At 71.2% G+C, this 17,152-nt stretch carries 17 protein-coding genes; 10 read left to right on the top strand and 7 right to left on the bottom strand.

Annotation, left to right across the window (positions count from 1 at the left end; translation table 11 throughout):
* The first annotated feature begins 42 nt into the window (after positions 1-42).
* Positions 43-624, top strand: coding sequence for a TetR/AcrR family transcriptional regulator (locus JIAGA_RS0121760; protein WP_026877277.1), 582 nt, complete (start codon positions 43-45; stop codon positions 622-624).
* 15 nt (positions 625-639) lie between these two features.
* Here the strand turns inward: JIAGA_RS0121760 and JIAGA_RS31620 are convergent, their stop codons facing one another.
* On the bottom strand, positions 640-1,125 hold the full coding sequence (locus JIAGA_RS31620) for a MarR family winged helix-turn-helix transcriptional regulator (RefSeq protein WP_035812838.1): 486 nt from the start codon (positions 1,123-1,125) through the stop codon (positions 640-642).
* 61 nt (positions 1,126-1,186) lie between these two features.
* Here JIAGA_RS31620 and JIAGA_RS0121750 point away from each other — a divergent pair, with 61 nt between their 5' ends.
* From JIAGA_RS0121750 to JIAGA_RS31610, 3 genes are read left to right on the top strand one after another with little or no spacing between them, the layout of a single operon-like run.
* Positions 1,187-2,389: an FAD-dependent monooxygenase gene (locus tag JIAGA_RS0121750; protein WP_026877276.1), complete on the top strand. Its 1,203-nt coding sequence runs from the start codon at positions 1,187-1,189 to the stop codon at positions 2,387-2,389.
* A complete protein-coding gene (locus JIAGA_RS31615) occupies positions 2,382-2,834 on the top strand; it encodes a hypothetical protein (RefSeq protein WP_035812837.1) in 453 nt (150 codons plus the stop codon). The genes JIAGA_RS0121750 and JIAGA_RS31615 overlap by 8 nt, the downstream gene beginning before the upstream one ends.
* Positions 2,831-4,360: a multicopper oxidase domain-containing protein gene (locus JIAGA_RS31610; RefSeq protein ID WP_035812836.1), complete on the top strand. Its 1,530-nt coding sequence runs from the start codon at positions 2,831-2,833 to the stop codon at positions 4,358-4,360. The genes JIAGA_RS31615 and JIAGA_RS31610 overlap by 4 nt, the downstream gene beginning before the upstream one ends.
* 38 nt (positions 4,361-4,398) lie before the next feature.
* Here JIAGA_RS31610 and JIAGA_RS31605 read toward each other — a convergent pair whose 3' ends face one another.
* Positions 4,399-5,118: an ArsR/SmtB family transcription factor gene (locus tag JIAGA_RS31605; protein ID WP_051426377.1), complete on the bottom strand. Its 720-nt coding sequence runs from the start codon at positions 5,116-5,118 to the stop codon at positions 4,399-4,401.
* A 63-nt stretch (positions 5,119-5,181) separates the two neighbouring features.
* Between JIAGA_RS31605 and JIAGA_RS0121730 the strand changes: the two genes are divergently transcribed.
* Positions 5,182-5,610: a hypothetical protein gene (locus JIAGA_RS0121730; protein ID WP_026877275.1), complete on the top strand. Its 429-nt coding sequence runs from the start codon at positions 5,182-5,184 to the stop codon at positions 5,608-5,610.
* Positions 5,611-5,680: 70 nt separating this feature from the next.
* Here JIAGA_RS0121730 and thrS read toward each other — a convergent pair whose 3' ends face one another.
* Positions 5,681-7,000: a threonine--tRNA ligase gene (thrS, locus tag JIAGA_RS0121725; protein WP_084469945.1), complete on the bottom strand. Its 1,320-nt coding sequence runs from the start codon at positions 6,998-7,000 to the stop codon at positions 5,681-5,683.
* On the opposite strand from thrS, the gene JIAGA_RS33410 reads away from it, so the two are divergent.
* Positions 6,999-7,817 (top strand): SH3 domain-containing protein, encoded by an 819-nt coding sequence (locus JIAGA_RS33410; protein ID WP_157553412.1) that lies wholly within the window; start codon positions 6,999-7,001, stop codon positions 7,815-7,817. The genes thrS and JIAGA_RS33410 overlap by 2 nt on opposite strands.
* Positions 7,818-7,851: 34 nt before the next feature.
* On the opposite strand, the gene JIAGA_RS0121715 is transcribed toward JIAGA_RS33410, so the two are convergent.
* On the bottom strand, positions 7,852-8,064 hold the full coding sequence (locus tag JIAGA_RS0121715; protein WP_026877273.1) for a hypothetical protein: 213 nt from the start codon (positions 8,062-8,064) through the stop codon (positions 7,852-7,854).
* A 68-nt stretch (positions 8,065-8,132) separates the two neighbouring features.
* Positions 8,133-8,969, bottom strand: coding sequence for an SRPBCC family protein (locus JIAGA_RS31590; protein WP_051426375.1), 837 nt, complete (start codon positions 8,967-8,969; stop codon positions 8,133-8,135).
* Between the two features lie 82 nt (positions 8,970-9,051).
* On the opposite strand from JIAGA_RS31590, the gene JIAGA_RS33405 reads away from it, so the two are divergent.
* On the top strand, positions 9,052-10,245 hold the full coding sequence (locus JIAGA_RS33405; RefSeq protein ID WP_157553408.1) for a DUF4232 domain-containing protein: 1,194 nt from the start codon (positions 9,052-9,054) through the stop codon (positions 10,243-10,245).
* A gap of 67 nt (positions 10,246-10,312) precedes the next feature.
* Here the strand turns inward: JIAGA_RS33405 and JIAGA_RS0121700 are convergent, their stop codons facing one another.
* Both JIAGA_RS0121700 and JIAGA_RS31580 read right to left on the bottom strand, forming a co-directional pair.
* Complete coding sequence (locus tag JIAGA_RS0121700; RefSeq protein WP_026877272.1) at positions 10,313-13,006, bottom strand: M64 family metallopeptidase; 2,694 nt, start codon at positions 13,004-13,006, stop codon at positions 10,313-10,315.
* Between the two features lie 154 nt (positions 13,007-13,160).
* Complete coding sequence (locus tag JIAGA_RS31580; protein WP_051426372.1) at positions 13,161-13,583, bottom strand: hypothetical protein; 423 nt, start codon at positions 13,581-13,583, stop codon at positions 13,161-13,163.
* 368 nt (positions 13,584-13,951) lie between these two features.
* Here JIAGA_RS31580 and JIAGA_RS0121690 point away from each other — a divergent pair, with 368 nt between their 5' ends.
* From JIAGA_RS0121690 to JIAGA_RS0121680, 3 genes are read left to right on the top strand one after another with little or no spacing between them, the layout of a single operon-like run.
* Complete coding sequence (locus JIAGA_RS0121690; protein WP_026877271.1) at positions 13,952-15,310, top strand: ABC transporter substrate-binding protein; 1,359 nt, start codon at positions 13,952-13,954, stop codon at positions 15,308-15,310.
* Between the two features lie 40 nt (positions 15,311-15,350).
* The gene (locus tag JIAGA_RS0121685) at positions 15,351-16,301 is read left to right on the top strand and encodes a carbohydrate ABC transporter permease (protein WP_084469937.1); all 951 of its coding nucleotides are present in this window, start codon (positions 15,351-15,353) and stop codon (positions 16,299-16,301) included.
* Positions 16,298-17,137, top strand: a complete 840-nt coding sequence (locus tag JIAGA_RS0121680) for a carbohydrate ABC transporter permease (protein ID WP_051426370.1) — start codon at positions 16,298-16,300, stop codon at positions 17,135-17,137. Before JIAGA_RS0121685 ends, JIAGA_RS0121680 begins: the two co-directional genes overlap by 4 nt.
* Positions 17,138-17,152 lie beyond the last annotated feature (15 nt).

The raw sequence follows: 17,152 nt of genomic DNA, 5'->3' as shown, positions 1-17,152 counted from the left end.
GCAACGGGTTTTCGCCCCGCGCACCCGGTAGGGTCGGTCGCCATGCACGGGCCGGAAGCGACGAGCACGCCAGTGAAGGCGAGAGAACGCATCCTGAGCACGAGCTACCGGTTGTTCGCCCGGCGGGGCGTCAACGGGGTGGGTGTGGACGAGGTCATCGAGCGTTCGCACGTGGCGAAGGCCACTTTCTACCGGCACTTTCCGTCCAAGCAGGCGCTGGTGCTGGCGTATCTGGAGCGGCGCGAGCAGGAGTGGACGCACGGGCTGGTCGAGCAGGGCTCCGAGGCCCGCGGCAACAATGCCGAGGAGCGGCTGCTGGCCGTGTTCGACGTGTTCGACGAGTGGTTCGACAGCGACGACTTCGACGGCATCGCGTTCATCACGGTGCTGCTGGAGATGGGCAAGGACCATCCGCTGGGGCAGGCCAGCATCGAGCACCTGGCCAACCTGCGGGCCATCACCCGGCGGCGGGCGGAGGAGGCCGGGCTGCGTGAGCCGGAGGAGTTCGCGCGGGCCTGGCACATCTTGATGAAGGGCTCCATCATCGCCGCGTTGGAGGGCGACACCGGTGCGGCGCGGCGGGCCAAGTCGATGGGCAAGGACCTCATCGCCCAGCACCGCTGAGCCCGTTCGACGCGGTCAGCTGGACCCGTCGGCGAGCGCCCGCGCCTCGTCGGCCTGGATCTCCGCGGCACGGCGCTGATACTCGGCGATGAGGGCCAGCTCGGCGTCGGAGTACTCGGCGTTCAGCTCCCCCAGCCGCGCCATCATGCCGCCGAAGAGCCGCCCGATGCGGGCAGCGCCCTCCTCGGTGGCGACGATGGCGACCCGGCGCCCGTCGGCGGGGTCCGGTTCGCGGGTGACGAACCCCTTGCGTTCCAGACGATCCAGGACGTCGCTGATCGAGTTCTTCGCCATCCCGGTCTGTTCGGCGAGCTCGCGCACCGACGGATGACCGTGGCGGCGCACGAGCTCCAGGACCTTCTCCTCCGTCGTGCCGAGGCCGACGCGCTTGGAGAGGTTCGTGTGGAACAGGATCATCGCCGTGCTCAGCCGCCGGCCGGAGTCGGCGATCGCCTGCAGCACCTCGGCCCGCTCTGGACCCGTTTGCGTTGACCGGCGCATGAGACCAATGTTACCTTTCAATCGTTCGCTCGAACGAACTAATTCGAACGGGGCCTGGTTCATGAAGATTCTCGTTGTCGGCGGCGGTATCGCCGGGTCGACGCTGGCCTATGCGCTCCATCGGGCCGGAGCCCAGGCCGTCGTCGCGGAGGCGCGCCCGGACATCGGCACCACCGGTGGAGCGTTCCTGACCCTGGCACCGAACGGTGTCAACGCCCTGCGGTCGATCCGCCTCGGTGACGTCCCGGCCGCGGCCGGCGGATTCGAACTGTCCGGCCTGGACTTCCACAACGCCCGTGGACGGCGCATCGCCGAGATTCCCGGCGAGAACGATCAGGTGACGTACGGGGCCCGCAGCGTCGTCATGCGCCGGGCCAACCTGCACACCGAGCTGGCCACCCGGGCGCGCGCCGCCGGAGTCCGATACGTCCACGGCGCCCGCCTGGTCGAGCTCGGCGACCACGGTGCCGGCCTGCGTGCCACCTTCGCCGACGGCCAGGAGTTCGACGCGGACGTGGTGATCGGCGCCGACGGCATCTGGTCCGCGGTGCGTCGGCTCACCTGGCCCGACGCCCCGTCGCCGGCGTACACCGGCATCGTGGACTGCGGCGGCTGGGCATCGGTCGACCTGCCCGACACCGCGCGGCAGCAGATGTACTTCGGACGCCGGGCCTTCTTCGGCTATGCCGTGAAGGATTCCACCGCGTACTGGTTCACCAACGTGCCCCGCGCCGACGAACCGGGCCGCACGGAACTGGACGACCTGGACCAGCGTGCGTGGATGGACACCATCCGGCGGCTGCACAGCGACGACCCCGAGGTGGTGCGCGCCGTGCTGCGAGCGGCCGACGGAGCGGTCGGCGCCTGGCCGGTCTATGACATGCCCGCGCTCACCGCATGGAACACCGACCGGGTCTGCCTCATCGGCGACGCCGCGCACGCGGTCAGCCCGTCCAGCGGCCAGGGCGCGAGCCTGGCCATCGAGGACGCGGTGGTCCTCGCCCGCTGGCTCACCGACGAGGCCGACCCCACGGCGGCGCTGACCGGCTTCGTCGGCGAACGCAAGGCACGCGCGGAGAAGATCGTGCGCTTCGGCCGGCAGATCGGTGACCGGAAGGTCGCGTCGGCCGCCGGGAGCCTCTTCCGCGACCTCACGCTCGGGTTCTTCCTGCGCATGGGCGGAAAGGCCACCACGGAGCAGTACAGCTACCGGATCGACGAGCGGCCGCGCCGCGTCACGAGGCCCGAGGCGGAGCGTGTCTGAGCAGCCGAAGAGCTTCACCGCCCGTCTGGCCTCCCTCGTCCACGCGCTGTTCCTGACAGTCGCCATCTTGCACGCCGCGTTGGCGTGCATCCAGCCGCTGCTGGCCGGCTGGAGCCTCGACGCCGACGGCACCGCCCTCGACCTGCACGGCACGAACGGGTCTTTCATTCTCACGCTGTCGATGGTGCTGTTCGGACTCGGGATCCTGTGGTGGCGGCCCGGCCGCGGAACCATCTGGGCGCCACTGCTGGTCGTCGCGCTGTTCGCCGCCGAGACCTTCCAACTCGGCATGGGGTACGCGGACATCCTCGTCATCCACCTGCCGCTCGGCGTCGGGATCGTCGTCGCCTCCGTGTACCTGTGCGTCCTGGCGGCCCGCCGTCCGGCCCGCGGCGTACGCGCCGTCGCCGCCGCGACCGCCGCCGCCGGAAAGGACCTCGCATGACCACGCAGCGTCCCGGGCCCCGCCTGGACCGGCGCGGGTTCCTCAAGCTCGGCGCCGCCGCCGGCCTGGCCGTGACCACCGCGCCGGCGCTGTCCGGCTGTTCGTTCCTGGACCAGCGCGAGTCGATCGACACCGTCGGCGACATCGACTTCAGCAACCCGCTGCACATCCCGCCACTGGCGGAGTCCAGCCGCCGCGACGGCACCACCGTCTTCGAGCTGACCGCCCAGGCCGGGCGCAGCGCGATCGTGCCCGCCGGCGAAGCCGACACGTGGGGGCTCAACGGTTCCCTGCTCGGCCCGACGCTGCGGGCACGACGCGGTGAGTCCGTCGAGATCAACGTGACCAACGACCTCGACGAGTCCACCACGCTGCACTGGCACGGCATGCATCTGCCGGCTGCCGCGGACGGCGGCCCGCACCAGATGATCGAGCCCGGCGACACGTGGTCACCGTCGTGGCGGATCGACCAGCCCGCCGCCACGCTCTGGTACCACCCGCACCCGCACGGCGAGACCGAGCGTCACGTCTACCGCGGCCTGGGCGGGCTGTTCATCATCGACGACGATGACGAGGCCGGCCTCGACCTCCCCCGCACCTACGGCGTCGACGACATCCCCGTGATCGTCCAGGACAAGACGTTCGACGCGGACGGGCGGCTGCAGGAGACGTCGCGCCAGGACAATGGCATGATCGGCGGCACCATCCTGGTCAACGGCACCGCCGGGCCGGTGTTCGACGTCACCGCGCAGCGCACCCGGCTGCGGCTGCTCAACGCCTCCACCGCGCGCAGCTACTCCTTCGGTTTCGAGGACCGCGAGTTCGCCATGATCGGCAGTGACGGCGGACTCCTGCGCGAGCCGGCCACACTGGACCGCATCCTGCTGACCCCCGGCGAGCGGGCCGAGATCGTCGTCGAGCTGGAGCCCGGCGAGGAGGTCACGCTGCGTTCGTATCCGCAGGACCTCGGCCTGTCCAGCGGCCGGACCAGGAGCACCGGTGCCGGCGACACCCTCGACGTCCTGCTGCTACGAGCCGAGGACGACCTGGACCCGTCCCCGGACCTGCCCGCCGAACTGGTTTCCGTCGAGCGCTTGGACGAGTCCGACGCGACCGAGACCCGCGAGTTCGAGCTGCGCAACAACCGCATCAACGGCGAGTCGATGGAGATGGACCGCATCGACGACGTCGTCACCGTCGACACCACCGAGGTCTGGGAGGTCTGGAACGGCCACCGGCAGCCGCACAACTTCCACGTCCACGACGTGCAGTTCCAGGTCCTCAGCGTCGACGGCGACGACCCCCCGGCGCAGCTGTCGGGCTGGAAGGACACCATCTACCTGCCGCCGGACGTGCGGTTCCGGCTGATCATGCGGTTCACCGAGTACACCGACCCGTCGGTGCCGTACATGTACCACTGTCATCTGCTCTGGCACGAGGACGAGGGCATGATGGGCCAGTTCGTGGTGGTCGAGCCCGGCGAGGAGGCCGGGTCCGTCGGCAGCGGCCACGAGCACGACCACTGACCACCGCGGCCACCGGCCTCACCGGCGCCCGAGCGTGATCATGGCGTTCTTCGTACTGCCCCAGCAACACAGAACGCGCCATGATCAAGCTCGACGTTCCAGCGTGACCTGATGGAATCGGCGCCGTCGTCGGTGATGAGGAGGCCGCGGCCGTGCGGACGGCGCCGGATCCAGCCCCGCTGCGCGAAGTGGGTCGCGATCGCGGCGCCGAGCGCTCCGGCGACGTGGGGCCGGCGTTCGGTCCAGTCCGGGCACGGCCACAGCAGCGGGCGCCGGCCCTTCCGCGGGGCCGGGACGTCGACTCCGCCGGCGGCGAGGTGCTCGACGCCGGCGGCCGTGACCGTCGTCAACGCCGGGTCGACCCAGTTGTTCGCGATCATCGCGTCGGCCACGGCGACGCCCAGTTTGCCGGCGAGGTGGTCGTAGCAGAGCCGCGCGTGGACGAGGCCACGACCGGCCCTGCGCTGCGTCTCGGTGATGGCCGGCGCGGGCGGGCAGAGCTGGCCGAGCTGTTCGAGCGTGGCGGCGACATTCGCGTCGGCGAGAGCGTAGAAGCGGTGCCTGCCCCGCGGAACGCAGCTGACCAGGCCGGCGTCGAGCAGGACGGTGAGGTGCTGGCTCGCCGTCGACGCGCTCACCCCGGCGAAGGCGGCCAGTTCGCTCGCGGGCCGCGTCGACCCGTCCATGAGCAGGTTCAGGAACGCCGAGCGGACCGGCGCGGCAAGGGCGCTCCCGATGGTGCTCAGGTCGCGGCTCATCCCGTCAGGTTACGCACGCACACTTCGGCGCGCGCCGAAGCGTTCCATCCGTACGGTGCGGTCATGCCGACGCAGAAGACACCTCGCGACCTCGAGGTCATCCTCGCCAACCGTCCCGGTTCGCTGGCCGAATTCGGCGAAACCCTCGGCGCAGCCGGAGTGAGCCTCGAGGGCGGTGGAGTGTTCACCCATGACGGGACGTGCATCGCGCACTTCCTCGTCGACGACGCCGACCGCGGCAAGGACGCGCTCGAAGCCCGCGGCATCGGCCCGGTGGTCGTCCATGACGTCGTCACGCTCCGGCTCGACCAGGACGTCCCCGGTCAGCTCGGTGCGTTCGCCCGGAGGATCGCGGACGCCCGCATCGACATCCGCGTCCAGTACAGCGACCACGACCATCGCCTCGTCCTCGTCGTCGACCCGGAGCAGCACGCGGCCTGCCAGCGCATCGCCGCCGCCTGGGATGCCGAGCGGGAAACGTCGACGAGGTGACAGGTGACGACCCGTTAGACGGGCGCCCGGCCACCGCCACGAGCGCTCCGAACCGATGCAACCGCGAACGTCAGCGGGCAGGCACCGGCGCGTCCCACAGCTCGGTGCTGTGCGCGGACACCAGCTCGGCGATCCGTGCCACCACCTCGGCGGCGGGTAGCGGCGGCAGCCGGCGGCCATCGCGCAGTCGGACGGCGACGGACTCGTCGGCGGCCTCCGCGGCGCCGACGACCGCCTGGTACGGGACCAGCCGCTCGGCGCGGATCCGCGCACCCAGGCTGCCCCGCTCCGGGCCGGCCACCCGTACCCGCAGGTCGTGCTCGGCGCAGCGCCGCGCCAGAGCGTCGGCCGCGGGCACCTCGGCGGCGGAGATCGGGACCACCACCAGCTGGGTGGGCGCGAGCCACGGCGGGAACGCGCCGCCGTGCACGTCGATCAGGTGCGCGACGGCCCGCTCGAGCCCGCCGATGATGCTGCGGTGCACCATGACCGGCCGGTGCCTGGCCCCGTCCGAGCCGATGTACTCCAGGCCGAACCGTTCCGGCTGGTGGAAATCGATCTGGATGGTGGACAGGGTGGTCTCCCGGCCGGCGCCGTCGGCGATCTGGACGTCGATCTTCGGGCCGTAGAAGGCGGCCTCTCCCTCGGCCGGCTCGTACGGCACGCCGGCGGTGTCGAGTGCCTCGCTCAGCAACGCGGCGGCCTTGCGCCAGCGGGCGGACGCGCCCACGTACTTGCCGCCCGACCCCGGCAGCGACAGCCGGTACCGCACCGGCACGATGCCCATCGCCGCGTGTGCGCCCCGGATCAGCCGCAGTGCCGCGCCCGCCTCGGCCGCCGCCTGGCCCTCGGCGCAGAAGATGTGCCCGTCGTTCAGCTGGACGGCGCGGACCCGGGTCAGCCCGCCGAGGACGCCGGACAGTTCGGAGCGGTACATGCCGCCCAGCTCGGCCAGCCGGAACGGCAGCTCACGGTAGCTGTGCTCGCGGGAGCGGTAGATGACGGCGTGGTGCGGGCAAAGGCTGGGCCGCAGCACCAGCTGCTCACCGCCGAGCTCCATGGGCGGGAACATGTCGTCGCCGTAGTGCGACCAGTGCCCGGAGATCTCGTACAGCTCGCGTTTGCCCAGCGCCGGCGAATACACGTGCTGGTAGCCCGCGCGCCGCTCGACAGCGTGGATGTAGTCCTCCAACGCGTGCCGCACCGCGGCGCCGTCGGGCAGCCAGTACGGAAGCCCGGCGCCGATCAGCGGATCGGTGTCGAAGATGCTCAGCTCGCGGCCGAGTCTGCGGTGGTCGTGCATGGTGGTCTCCTCGCGGCGGTGGAGCGAGTGACGGCGCGACGACGAAGGCCCCGGGGCACTCGCCCCGGGGCCTGGTGTGACGGACATGAGTCAGCGCGCCGGGACGGTCTCCGGCGTCGTCGTCCATGCGGCGCGCTTCATGGTCGTGACGCTAGCAGACGGCGCCGGCGCGACGCCGCGGAATTTCGGCCGGGATCTTTCACCGCAAACCAGCTCGAAGGTGAGCGGTACCTTCCGCCGATGCAACCGCGGCGGCACCTCACGGGTGTTTCCCACTGAGAAGCCGGTGAACCGGTCGTCCTCGACCGGCCGGCGACGTCAGGAGGTCATCATGATCGTCCGGCATCGGATCCGGCGGGCCGTCATCGCGCTCGCCGCAGTCACCGTCATCCCCCTGGGCCTGCTCGCGGCGGCCGGGCCCGCCCACGCGGCCACGACGTATCAGGGCAAGGTCACCACCGGAGTCTACGTGCGCAGCGCGCCAACGTCGGCCGCACCGAAAACCGGCTCGCTGGCCCGGGGCACCACCGTGACCATCCAGTGCAAGGTCTACGGTCCCTCCGTCGCGGGCAACGACCTCTGGTACAAGCTGTCCACCGGCCGCTGGGTGACCGCCCGCTACATCGACAACGTCGGCGCCGCGCCCCGGTTCTGCGGGTCCGGCACGGAGCACAGCGGCCGGGTGTCCAGCCAGACCTCTCTCGCCGTGCGCAGCGGCCCCCACACGGCCAACGCCAAGGTCAGTTCGGTGCCACCCGGTGGCCAGGTGTTCATCGTCTGCAAGGTCGACAGCCAGCGCATCGACGGCAACTCCCGCTGGTACCAGCTCGTCAGCGACGGCGGAGGGCAGTGGGTGGCGGCGCGCTACGTGACGAACGTGGGCGCCGCGCCGCCGTACTGCTGACGGCCGCGCGCCAACCCTCGGTGTCCGCCGCCGGTCAGGTCTGGTCGGTGGCGGACGCCGGTGCGTCGTCCTCGTCGTCGAGATGCCGCAGCTCACCGGCCGCGCCCTGCACCACCTCGGTCTCGTCCGGGTCGCCGTGCACGCGGGTTTCGTCGTCGACCGAGTGGACAGCTGCGGCCCGGTCGCGCTCTTCCTGCGTGGTGCGCCGGATCCCCTCGTCGGGCGGGCTCTCCTCGCGTCCGGTCATGGTCGCGGTCTCCTTCCGTGTGGACGTGCGGGCCCCTTACCCACGACGCGAGGGCGCACGCCCGCCCGTCACCGCCGGGCCTCGAGCACCTGCTTGAACCGCTGCAGGTCGTCCTGGACCTGCTGGTCCGGCTCCTCGCCGAACGCGGTCGTCAGCGCCGTGCCGACCAGGCCGCCGGGGAGGTCGTAGTGCAGGACGACGGTGACTTCGGTCCCCCGCCCGCCGGGAGCCGGCGCGAAGTGCACGGTCCCGGAGTTGTCCACGTCGCCGCCGGGGACCGAGCGCCACGAGATGCGCCGGCCCGGCTCGTCGCCGGTCAGCTCGGCGTCCCACTCGACGCTGCGCCCCAGCGGTGCGCTGACCACCCAGTGCCAGTGCCGGTCGTCGCGCCGCGTCACCGACTGCACGTGCCGCATGAACGCCGGGAGGTGCTCGAACGCGCGCCACCGCGCGTACGCCTCGTACGGGTCGCAGTCGACGGTTACCGACGCGCGCAACCGCAACGGGCCGGGCCGGCCGGGTCCGAACTGGTCGGCCCGCCGTGTCCGCAGGGCGGCGTACACGTCGACCGCGCCGATGACACCGACGCCGGCCGCGACCGCCGCGAGGCGCCGCTGACGCTCACCGTCCCGGCCGGACATCGCCAGCGCGACGACCGTGAGGTCCATGGCGTCGCCGGCGACCCGAGTCCATGCCGCGCGTGGCGGTCCGGCCAGCAACGCCGCGGCGTGCCCGAGCTCCCGGATCCCGATCATCCGGATCACCGCCGGAGCCATCGGCGAGTCGTCGACGCCGGCGGCACGGGCCACCGACCGGCTGGCCACCAGCGCCGGGATACCCAGGCCGAGACTCATCCAGCCCAGTGCCCACGGAAGACGCTGGCGTGCCCGGTGGCTGTCCTTCATGGGAGTTCCTCCCCGCGCCGTGATCGATATCGGCCGGGTACCCAATGCCCCGACGCCCATGCGGCGGCGTAATGTCACGCTGGTGCGCCTACGTCCCGCTCCGGTGTCAGTCCTCCTCGTCGTCGCCGCGGCCCTGACCGGCTGCGCCGACGCCGGCGCCGATCCCCGCTCCGGCGGTCCCGCGGCGACCCCGACCGGCCCGACCGCCGCCGACCTGGCCGAACAGGCCCGCGCCGTCAGCGGCGTCGACGACGTCAGCCTGGTCTACGTCGACCCGGACGGCGGCGAACACGACGCGCTGCCGGACGCGGTGGACGAGCGGACCGGCTGGGTGGCGCGCATCGGCATCGTGCACGGCATCGACCACGGGGCCACGTGGGCCGCGGAGACCGTGGCCGGGCTGGACCCGCAGGCCGTCGGCCAGGACCCGAACCTGGAGATCTGGCTGCACCCGACCGCCGAGCCCGAGGTGGCGGCGCGCGCCTACCCGCCGGCGGCGGACGGGACCGACCCGGTGCGCGACGCCTTCCTGCTGGCCGCCACCCCCGGCGTCGTCCGGGCGGTATTCGACGGCGACGGCGGCGACGTCCAGGTGCGCGACGAGTCCGACCTGGCGAAGGTGGGCGACGTCGCGGCCGTCCACGGGGTCGCCGTCGACACCATCCACACCGCCGACGACACCGCGAGCCTCGCCGTCGCCGACGTGCCGCCCCGGCCGGAACACGTCACCGTCCCGGTGCCGTGGCCGGACGATCCCGCCGCTCCGGACTGTTCCCCCGGCCACCTGTTCCCGGCGATCGGCGGCCACGACGCCGCCACCGGACACCGCGCCATGATGGTCACCGCCACCAACGTGAGCCCGGAGCCGTGCGCCGTCGCCGGATACCCCGACCTTGCCTTCCGTGCCCTCGACGAGCGCACTCTCGACGTCTCGGTCATCCCGGGTTCGTCGTTCGTGGCGACGGACCCAGGCCCCGCACGGGTGGTGATCCCGCCCGGCGCGCGCGTCATCGCCATCGTCGGCTGGGACGCGATGCCGACCGCTGAGTACCCCGAGGGCTCCGGCAACCGCCCGGCCGTCGCCGCCGAGCTGCTGCTGAGCGCCGTCGCCGGTGCCGAGCCGGCCGAGGTGCCGCTCGCCTCGCACCGTCTGACACCGGCCGACGCGCAGGCGGCCGGCCTCGGGACCTGGCACCCGCTCACCACGCTCGACATCGTCGACGGCGGGCAGGTCGCGGTCACCGCCTGGGAGCCGGAGCCGGCCCCCTCCCCATGATCATCGAGGGTTGACCCGGCTATGACCGGACCAACCCTCGATGATCATGGGGAAGAGACGTGGTGCGTCAGAGCTCGGCGCACTCCCCGCTCGCGGCGCCGTTCACCGCGTTCGGCGCGTCGAAGTCCCGCACCGGGGCGCTGTTGCCGGTGCAGCTCAGCCGGCCGGCGAACGAGTTGCCGGCCAGGATCGGCCCGTACTCGTAGCCGTACGCGGTGAAGCGGTCGGCCCACTCGTGGTGCGGTACCCGCCCGTTCCCGGCGAGGTTGACCGAACCGCGGAACGTCGAGCCCGCCGCGGTGACGCCGGTGACCGTGCCGGAGATGCGGACCTGGCCGGCCACCGTCGACCCGAGGACCAGCACCTGGTCCGCGCCGTCGCTCAGCAGACTGCCGGCCAGCGAGCTGTCCCGGACCACCAGCGAGCCGCCGGAGCGCACCGTCACCGTCCCGTTCACCTGGGCGTCCTCGATGCAGGTGACGCCGCTGGTCACCAGGAGCGAGCCGGCGTGCCGGCCGGTGACGGTCCGGGTGCATTCGGGCAGCTCACCGGGGAGAACCGTGGCCGTGTACTCGTCGGCGTCGCCGATGTTGCCGGCCGGGTCGATGGCGCGGTGCTCGACGGTGTGCGTACCGTAGCCGGGCACGAACGGGCCGTTGGGGTCGTCCGGGCCGTAGTACTGCTCGAACGTGGCCTTCGACAGCCCGCCGGTGCCGAGGTTGCCGTACGTGAGGGCCTTGACGCTCTCACCGGAGTGGCTGAACCGGTACGGTGACTCGGGCATCGGCTCCTCCGGGAAGCCGAAGTAGTTGAACCAGCCCTGACCGTTGAGCCGGAACTCGCCGACGACGTACGGCTCACCCTCATAGCCGGTCCGGTCGTCCTGCGGCTCCAGCCACATGTCCCAGCCCTCGAAGTAGATCGGGTTGCCGTCGGCACCGGTCGTGAGCGGCTCTGACAGCGTGCGCGGCGCGGTCGGCAGCACATTGTCCACCTGCCAGGTGACGCTGTCCGACGCCCCCGGCACGGCGGGGTCGGTGACGGTCGCGGTCAGTTCGTAGCTGCCCGACTCCAGGCCCAGGGCACCGAGGTCGAGGTTGCGGGCGTTCGCCGGGTTCGCCACCGGCTCGCCGTCCACCGTCCAGGTCACGTCGAGGACGCGGTCGGCCGGGTGGGTCGTCTCGACGTAGACGACCTCACCGCCGCTGACCGGGCGGACGGTCGGGGTGGACGCGGTGATCTCGACCGGGGTGTCGCTCGCCTCGGCGGTCCCGGCGCCGACCGTCCACTGCCGGGTCTGCACGAAGCGCGGGCCGTTGTAGCCGGAGTCGGTGGCGGTGTTGTTGGTCGACGGGTTGCGCACCCAGTCGATGCCGTCGGGGCCGACCGGGTCGCGGACCTCGACGTGAACGACAGTGCCGGGCTCCAGGTCCAGCGCGCCGAGATCGAGGTTGCGGGTGTTCCCGGCCGGCAGCACCTCGCCGTCCGGCCCGCCGACCCGCCAGGTGACCTCCAGCTGGTGGAACTTCGGGTGCATCGTCTCCAGCCACAGCACGCCGTCGCGCGGTACCTCGCCCTCCGGCGTGTTCAGCAGGCTCATCTGCCCCTTGTCGCGCTGACCGGTGATGCGGGCGACCATGTGCTCGCGGCCCACCTGGTCGAAGTAGAACCCGATCCAGCGCATCATCGAGTGCGAACTCGGCCGCCAGACGTTGGAGCCGTTGTAGGTGCCGCTCTCGTGGCCGTGCGGGTCGGCGGCGTGGATGGTGCCGCCGGACTCACTCTCCTCGCCCAGCCACCGCCACCACTTGACCTGGTTCTCGGTCATCTCCTCCGACGACAACCGGGTGTGGTGGAAGGAGCGCGGCTCGTTCAGGCCGTGCGGCGGTCCGGGGTTCGGCCGGTTGGAGTACGGATACTCGTCGGCCATAGTGCCCAGGGAGTGCCCCAGCTCGTGCAGCGAGATCAGCGGCGACTGGGGGCTGCCGCCCGAGGCCGTCGCGTCCCGGCCGCCGATACCGCCGTAGGTGAAGGTGTTCGAGATGGCCAGTGTCTGGACGTTCTGCGGACCGGAGCTGGCACCGCCGGTGGGCGCGAAGCTCCCCGCCGGCAGCCCCAGCACCGGCGCGATGTAGCTGTTCAGGTACATGGCCCGCTGCTGGTTGCCGTTGCATCGCAGGTCGCCGAGGATGCCGTCGCCCAGCGGATAGGACGGGTTGGTGGTGGCGGTCGGGTGGCCGGGGCAGTCCGCGCCCCGGCTGTCGCCCTGCAGCGGCTGGCCGTAGGTGATGCCGCGTGCCAGCGGGTCGGTCAGGCCGTCGGAGTACCACAGCCGCAGCGGGGTGTTCTTCGCGTCCCTGACCTCGGCGGGCGCGTCCTCCTCCGGGTCACGGCGCACACCGGAGTCGGTGGACACGATCTGCAGCAGGTAGATGTTGATGTAGTCGCGGTAGGTGCGGAACGGCTCGACGCTCCACTGGATGGCCTGGTTGCGGTCGACGTCCTCCTCGCACCGGTCCATCTCGGCGTACTGGTAGCCGTCGCAGATGACGATCAGGTTCAGCCGCTCCCCCGGAGCTCCGGTCTCCTGCAGCGGCACGACGCGTGCGCTGCCGGCCTCCGGCCACGCCGGCAGTGACGCCGCGGTCACCGGTGTCTCCACGGTCTCGCTGGCTTCGGACGGGGTCTCGGTCATCGGGACCGTCAGCAACCCGGCGGCCAGGGCCGCCGGCGCGAGCGCGGCGACGACGTGTCTTCTCATCTCAGGCTCCATCTCACCGTGCATCGCGAACGACGAACGCGCACGGACGCTACCGGCAGCGGGCTCCAGCCGCACCCGTCATGTGACGGAAGATCGGCGCCGGCCGTCCGTCCACCGTCGAACGGCCGCCGCTGACCAGGTCAGGGTCGCCAGATCACCAGTTCCACGGGTCGCCGGCGCTCGCTGAACCGGCGGTCGGCGATGCGGACGCGAGCAACCGGCGCAGTTCGGCGTCGAAGACAGGCAGGCGGTCACCGAACAGGTGCGGTGCCGAGCTGGACAGGGAGAACACCGCGGCCACCAGGTGGTCGGCGTGGCGGTCGACGACCTCGCCATCGCCGACGGTCACGCGGGACAGTCCCGTGTAACCGGCCCGCCGCATGACGTCCTCCTCGCCGCCTCGGGTGCCGGCCGGCAAGGTACCGCGCCCTGCGCGCCGGACGGGACCGAGGTAGCGCCTGACCAGCCCGTCGACATCGTCCCACGGCGGCCGCGGATACGGCAGCGGATCGTCGCCCCGTATGCCTCGATGCGTCGTGGCGCCCACGTGCACCCACGCGCCGTCGGCGCCGAGCATCGTCCGTAGCCCTCGGCGTAGTACCGGGCGCTTCCGGCATAGAGCGTCTCGTCCCAGGCCCATTCCGCGGGCGGCATCACAGGATGGTAGCCAGGCCACGCGACCACCACGGACGCTGCGCGCCGGCCGTCGACACCGCAGGTCAGACCCGCGCCGGGACAGCCGATCGGGACTGCGCCCGCGGTTCGCGACCTGCCAGGCTCGGACGAACAATTCGAAACGAGGGTGTTGACAGGACGGAAACCGGTGTCCACCATGGCGATGGATACCGGTTTCCATCCTGGTTCCCCCGGACACCGGTCAGGGCGACGGGCGCCCGACGCGCCCCGCACCACGCCCACCCGCACGATGTCGCCAAAGGAGGCCGCATGCGCGCGAAGGGTCGATGCACAGCACTGCTCGCGGCCGGGGCGTCCCTCGTCCTGGCCGCCTGCGCCGGTGAGTCCAGTGCTGAGGACGGCCGGGTCGAGATCACCGTCTGGCACACGGAATCCACGCCGACCACCGTCGAGGCGATGGACCAGATCATCGCCGACTACGAAGCTGCCAACCCCGGCGTCACCGTCACCCAGGAGTCGGTCGGCTGGGGCGACCTGCAGGTGAAGCTGCAGGCGGCGCTGGCCGCCGGCGACCTGCCGGAGATCACGCAGGTGGAGCCGATGTTCGTGCGCAGCCTGTACGCGCACGACCTTCTGCAGCCGCTGGACGAGGTCGTCGACGACCTGGGCGAGGACTACCTGCCCCAGCTGAGGGAGATGTTCGCGCTGCCCGACGGGCACGACTACGGCGTCGTCCACGCCTGGGGCACCGACACCACCGTCTACCGGACCGACCTCTACGCCAACGCCCCCGGCGCCGGCACCCCGGAGGACCTCGAGACCTGGGCGGACTCCGTCGAGCAGTGGTCGGCGGTGGCCGACGCCAACGACGACACGTACGGGCTGATGCTGGCCGGCGACGCCGCCCACAACGTCAACGAGGAGGTGTACCTGTGGCTCGGCTCGAACGGCGGGCGCCTGTTCGACGAGAAGGGCCACGTCACCATCGACACGCCGCAGATGCGCGAGGTGCTGGAGTATTGGGTCGACTTGCGCGACAGCGGAGCGCTGTCACCGGCGTGGTCCTCGCAGACCTACGCCGACAGCCTCAGCTCACTGGCCCGCGGCACGGCGGCCACCATCTTCTCCTTCGGCCGCGCCACGTACACGTTCGAGGACCAGGCACCGGACCTGGTGCCGGGCGAGGACATCAAGGTCGCCTCCAGCCGGCCGGTCGGTCCGTCCGGTGACGACTGGATCACCCAGCTCGATGCCGAACCGTGGGTGGTCTTCCGCGACTCCCCCGACGCCGCGGCGGCCGCGGACTTCCTGACGTTCTTCTTCGAGAAGCAGAACTACCTGCGCTGGATCGGCTCGGTGCCCACCCAGCTGTTGCCCGTGCGGGCATCCACCTTCGACGATCCCGACTACCGGTCGCTGCCCGAGGTGCGCACCTGGGGCTTCTGGATCGATCAGCAACGCGCGACGCTCGAGTCCGGCCGGGCGTATCCGCTGATGGTCACGCAGCCCTCGGATCTGGAGCTGCCGTACCTCAGCGACCTGTACGGCTCGGAGATCCTCGTCGACATGGTCATGGAGGTCGTCGAGAACGACACCGACATCGACGAGGCCATGCGCGACGCCCAGGCCCGCGCCGACGAGCTGCTCTCCCCGCTCTACGACGACTGACCACGACTCCGACGACCGACCACGCGCGAAGGGAACAACGATGTCTCTGACGCGAACGACGACGGGCGGCCCGCCGCACGCGGGCTCCGGCCGGCGACCCCTGGCGCGCCCGCAGGGCCCGCGGATGCCTGGCTGGTTCTGGGGCGCCCTCCTGCTGAGCCCCGCGTTCCTGCTGGTGCTCGGCGTGATCGCGGCGCCGATTGCCTACCTGGTCCGGCTGAGTTTCACCGACGCGCATGCCTACCTGCCGAGGTTCGGTTCCGTCGGGTTCGACAACTACGCCGCCCTGTTGCGGGCGCCGCACTTCTGGGATTCCGTGCGCACCACCGTCTGGTACGCCGGGCTGACCGTCGGGCTTCAACTGGTGCTGGGTGTGCTGATCGCCTTGCTGCTGCACCAGAAGTTCCACGGCCGCGGCGTGGTCCGGCTGGTGGCGCTCGCGCCGTACATGGTCCCGTCGATCGTGGTGGCCCTGGTGTGGCGGTGGCTGCTGGACCCGACGACCGGCGCCTACTCCTGGTTCATCGACAAGGTCTGGCCCGGATCACAGCCACCGAACCTGCTCAGCCCGAACCTGATCTTCTGGTCGCTGATCGCGGTCTCGGTGTGGATGTTCACACCGTTCATCGTGATCAGCGTGCTGGCCCGGCTGCAGACCATCGACCCGTCGACAGTGGAGGCCGCCACCGTCGACGGTGCCGGGGCGTGGCGCCGCTTCTGGAACATCGTGCTGCCGGAGCTGAAGCCGGTGCTCTACACCCTGATCCTGCTGCGCTTCATGTTCATGTTCACCAAGTTCGACGTGGTGTATCTCTTCGCCGGAACCGGGACCGAGGTGCGCACCCTGCCGGTCCTGACGTTCCAGCGCATCTTCGGCGAGGCCCGGCTGGGTTCCGGTGCCGCCGTCGCCATGATCCTGTTCGTCCTGCTGATGATCTTCACGACCGTCTACCTGCGAACGCTGTACCGGCAGAGGGAGGAGACGGCATGACCGCCGCACTGCACCGCGTCGCCAGGGTCCGCTGGTACCTGCTGATCGGCATCGTCCTGCTCGTCGCCGTCAACGGATTCCCGTTCTACTGGATGGCTCTCACCTCGGTGAAGCCCGGGACCGAGCTGTTCTCGTTCCCGCCGACGTTCTTCACCACCGCACCGGACTTCGGCGGCTTCCAGCGGCTGTTCGAGACGACGAACTTCCTCACGTACGCCAAGAACAGCCTCATCATCGCCACCGGCGCGACCGCGGTCTCGGTGGCGGTCTCGGCACTGGCCGCCTACGGCCTGACGCGCTTCCCCTTCCCCGGCAGCAGGGCGTTCAGCACCGCGATCCTCTACGCCTACACGTTCGCGCCGATCGTCATCGTCGTACCGCTGTACGGGATGTTCCGCGAGGCCGGGCTCATCAACAACTACCTCGGGATGATCCTCGCCTACGCCTCGTTCGGCGTCCCGTTCAGCCTGTGGTTGCTGCAGCCGTTCTTCCGCGCCATCCCGGCCGAGCTGGAGGAGGCGGCGTTCGTCGACGGGGCCAACCGGGTCAAGAGCGCCTGGTACGTCGTGCTGCCGCAGGCCGCGCCGGGGCTCATCGCCGTCTCGGTCTTCACGTTCCTGCTGGCCTGGGAGGACTACCTGTTCGCGCGGGTGCTCATCACCCAGGAGCACCTGAAGACGCTGCCGATCGCGTTGCACGACCTCTACAACGCCAGCCTGCAGGACTGGCCGCTGCTGATGGCCGCCGCGGTCCTGATCAACGTCCCGGTCCTCATCGCGTTCCTGTTCGTCCAGCGCTACCTGGTCGCGGGCTGGGGCGCGGGCGCCATCAAGTGACGACGCCGTCGACCG

Origin of the sequence: Jiangella gansuensis DSM 44835, from assembly GCF_000515395.1 — a bacterium.
GTDB lineage: Bacteria > Actinomycetota > Actinomycetes > Jiangellales > Jiangellaceae > Jiangella > Jiangella gansuensis.
This window is presented reverse-complemented; position numbering and strand designations above follow the sequence as displayed.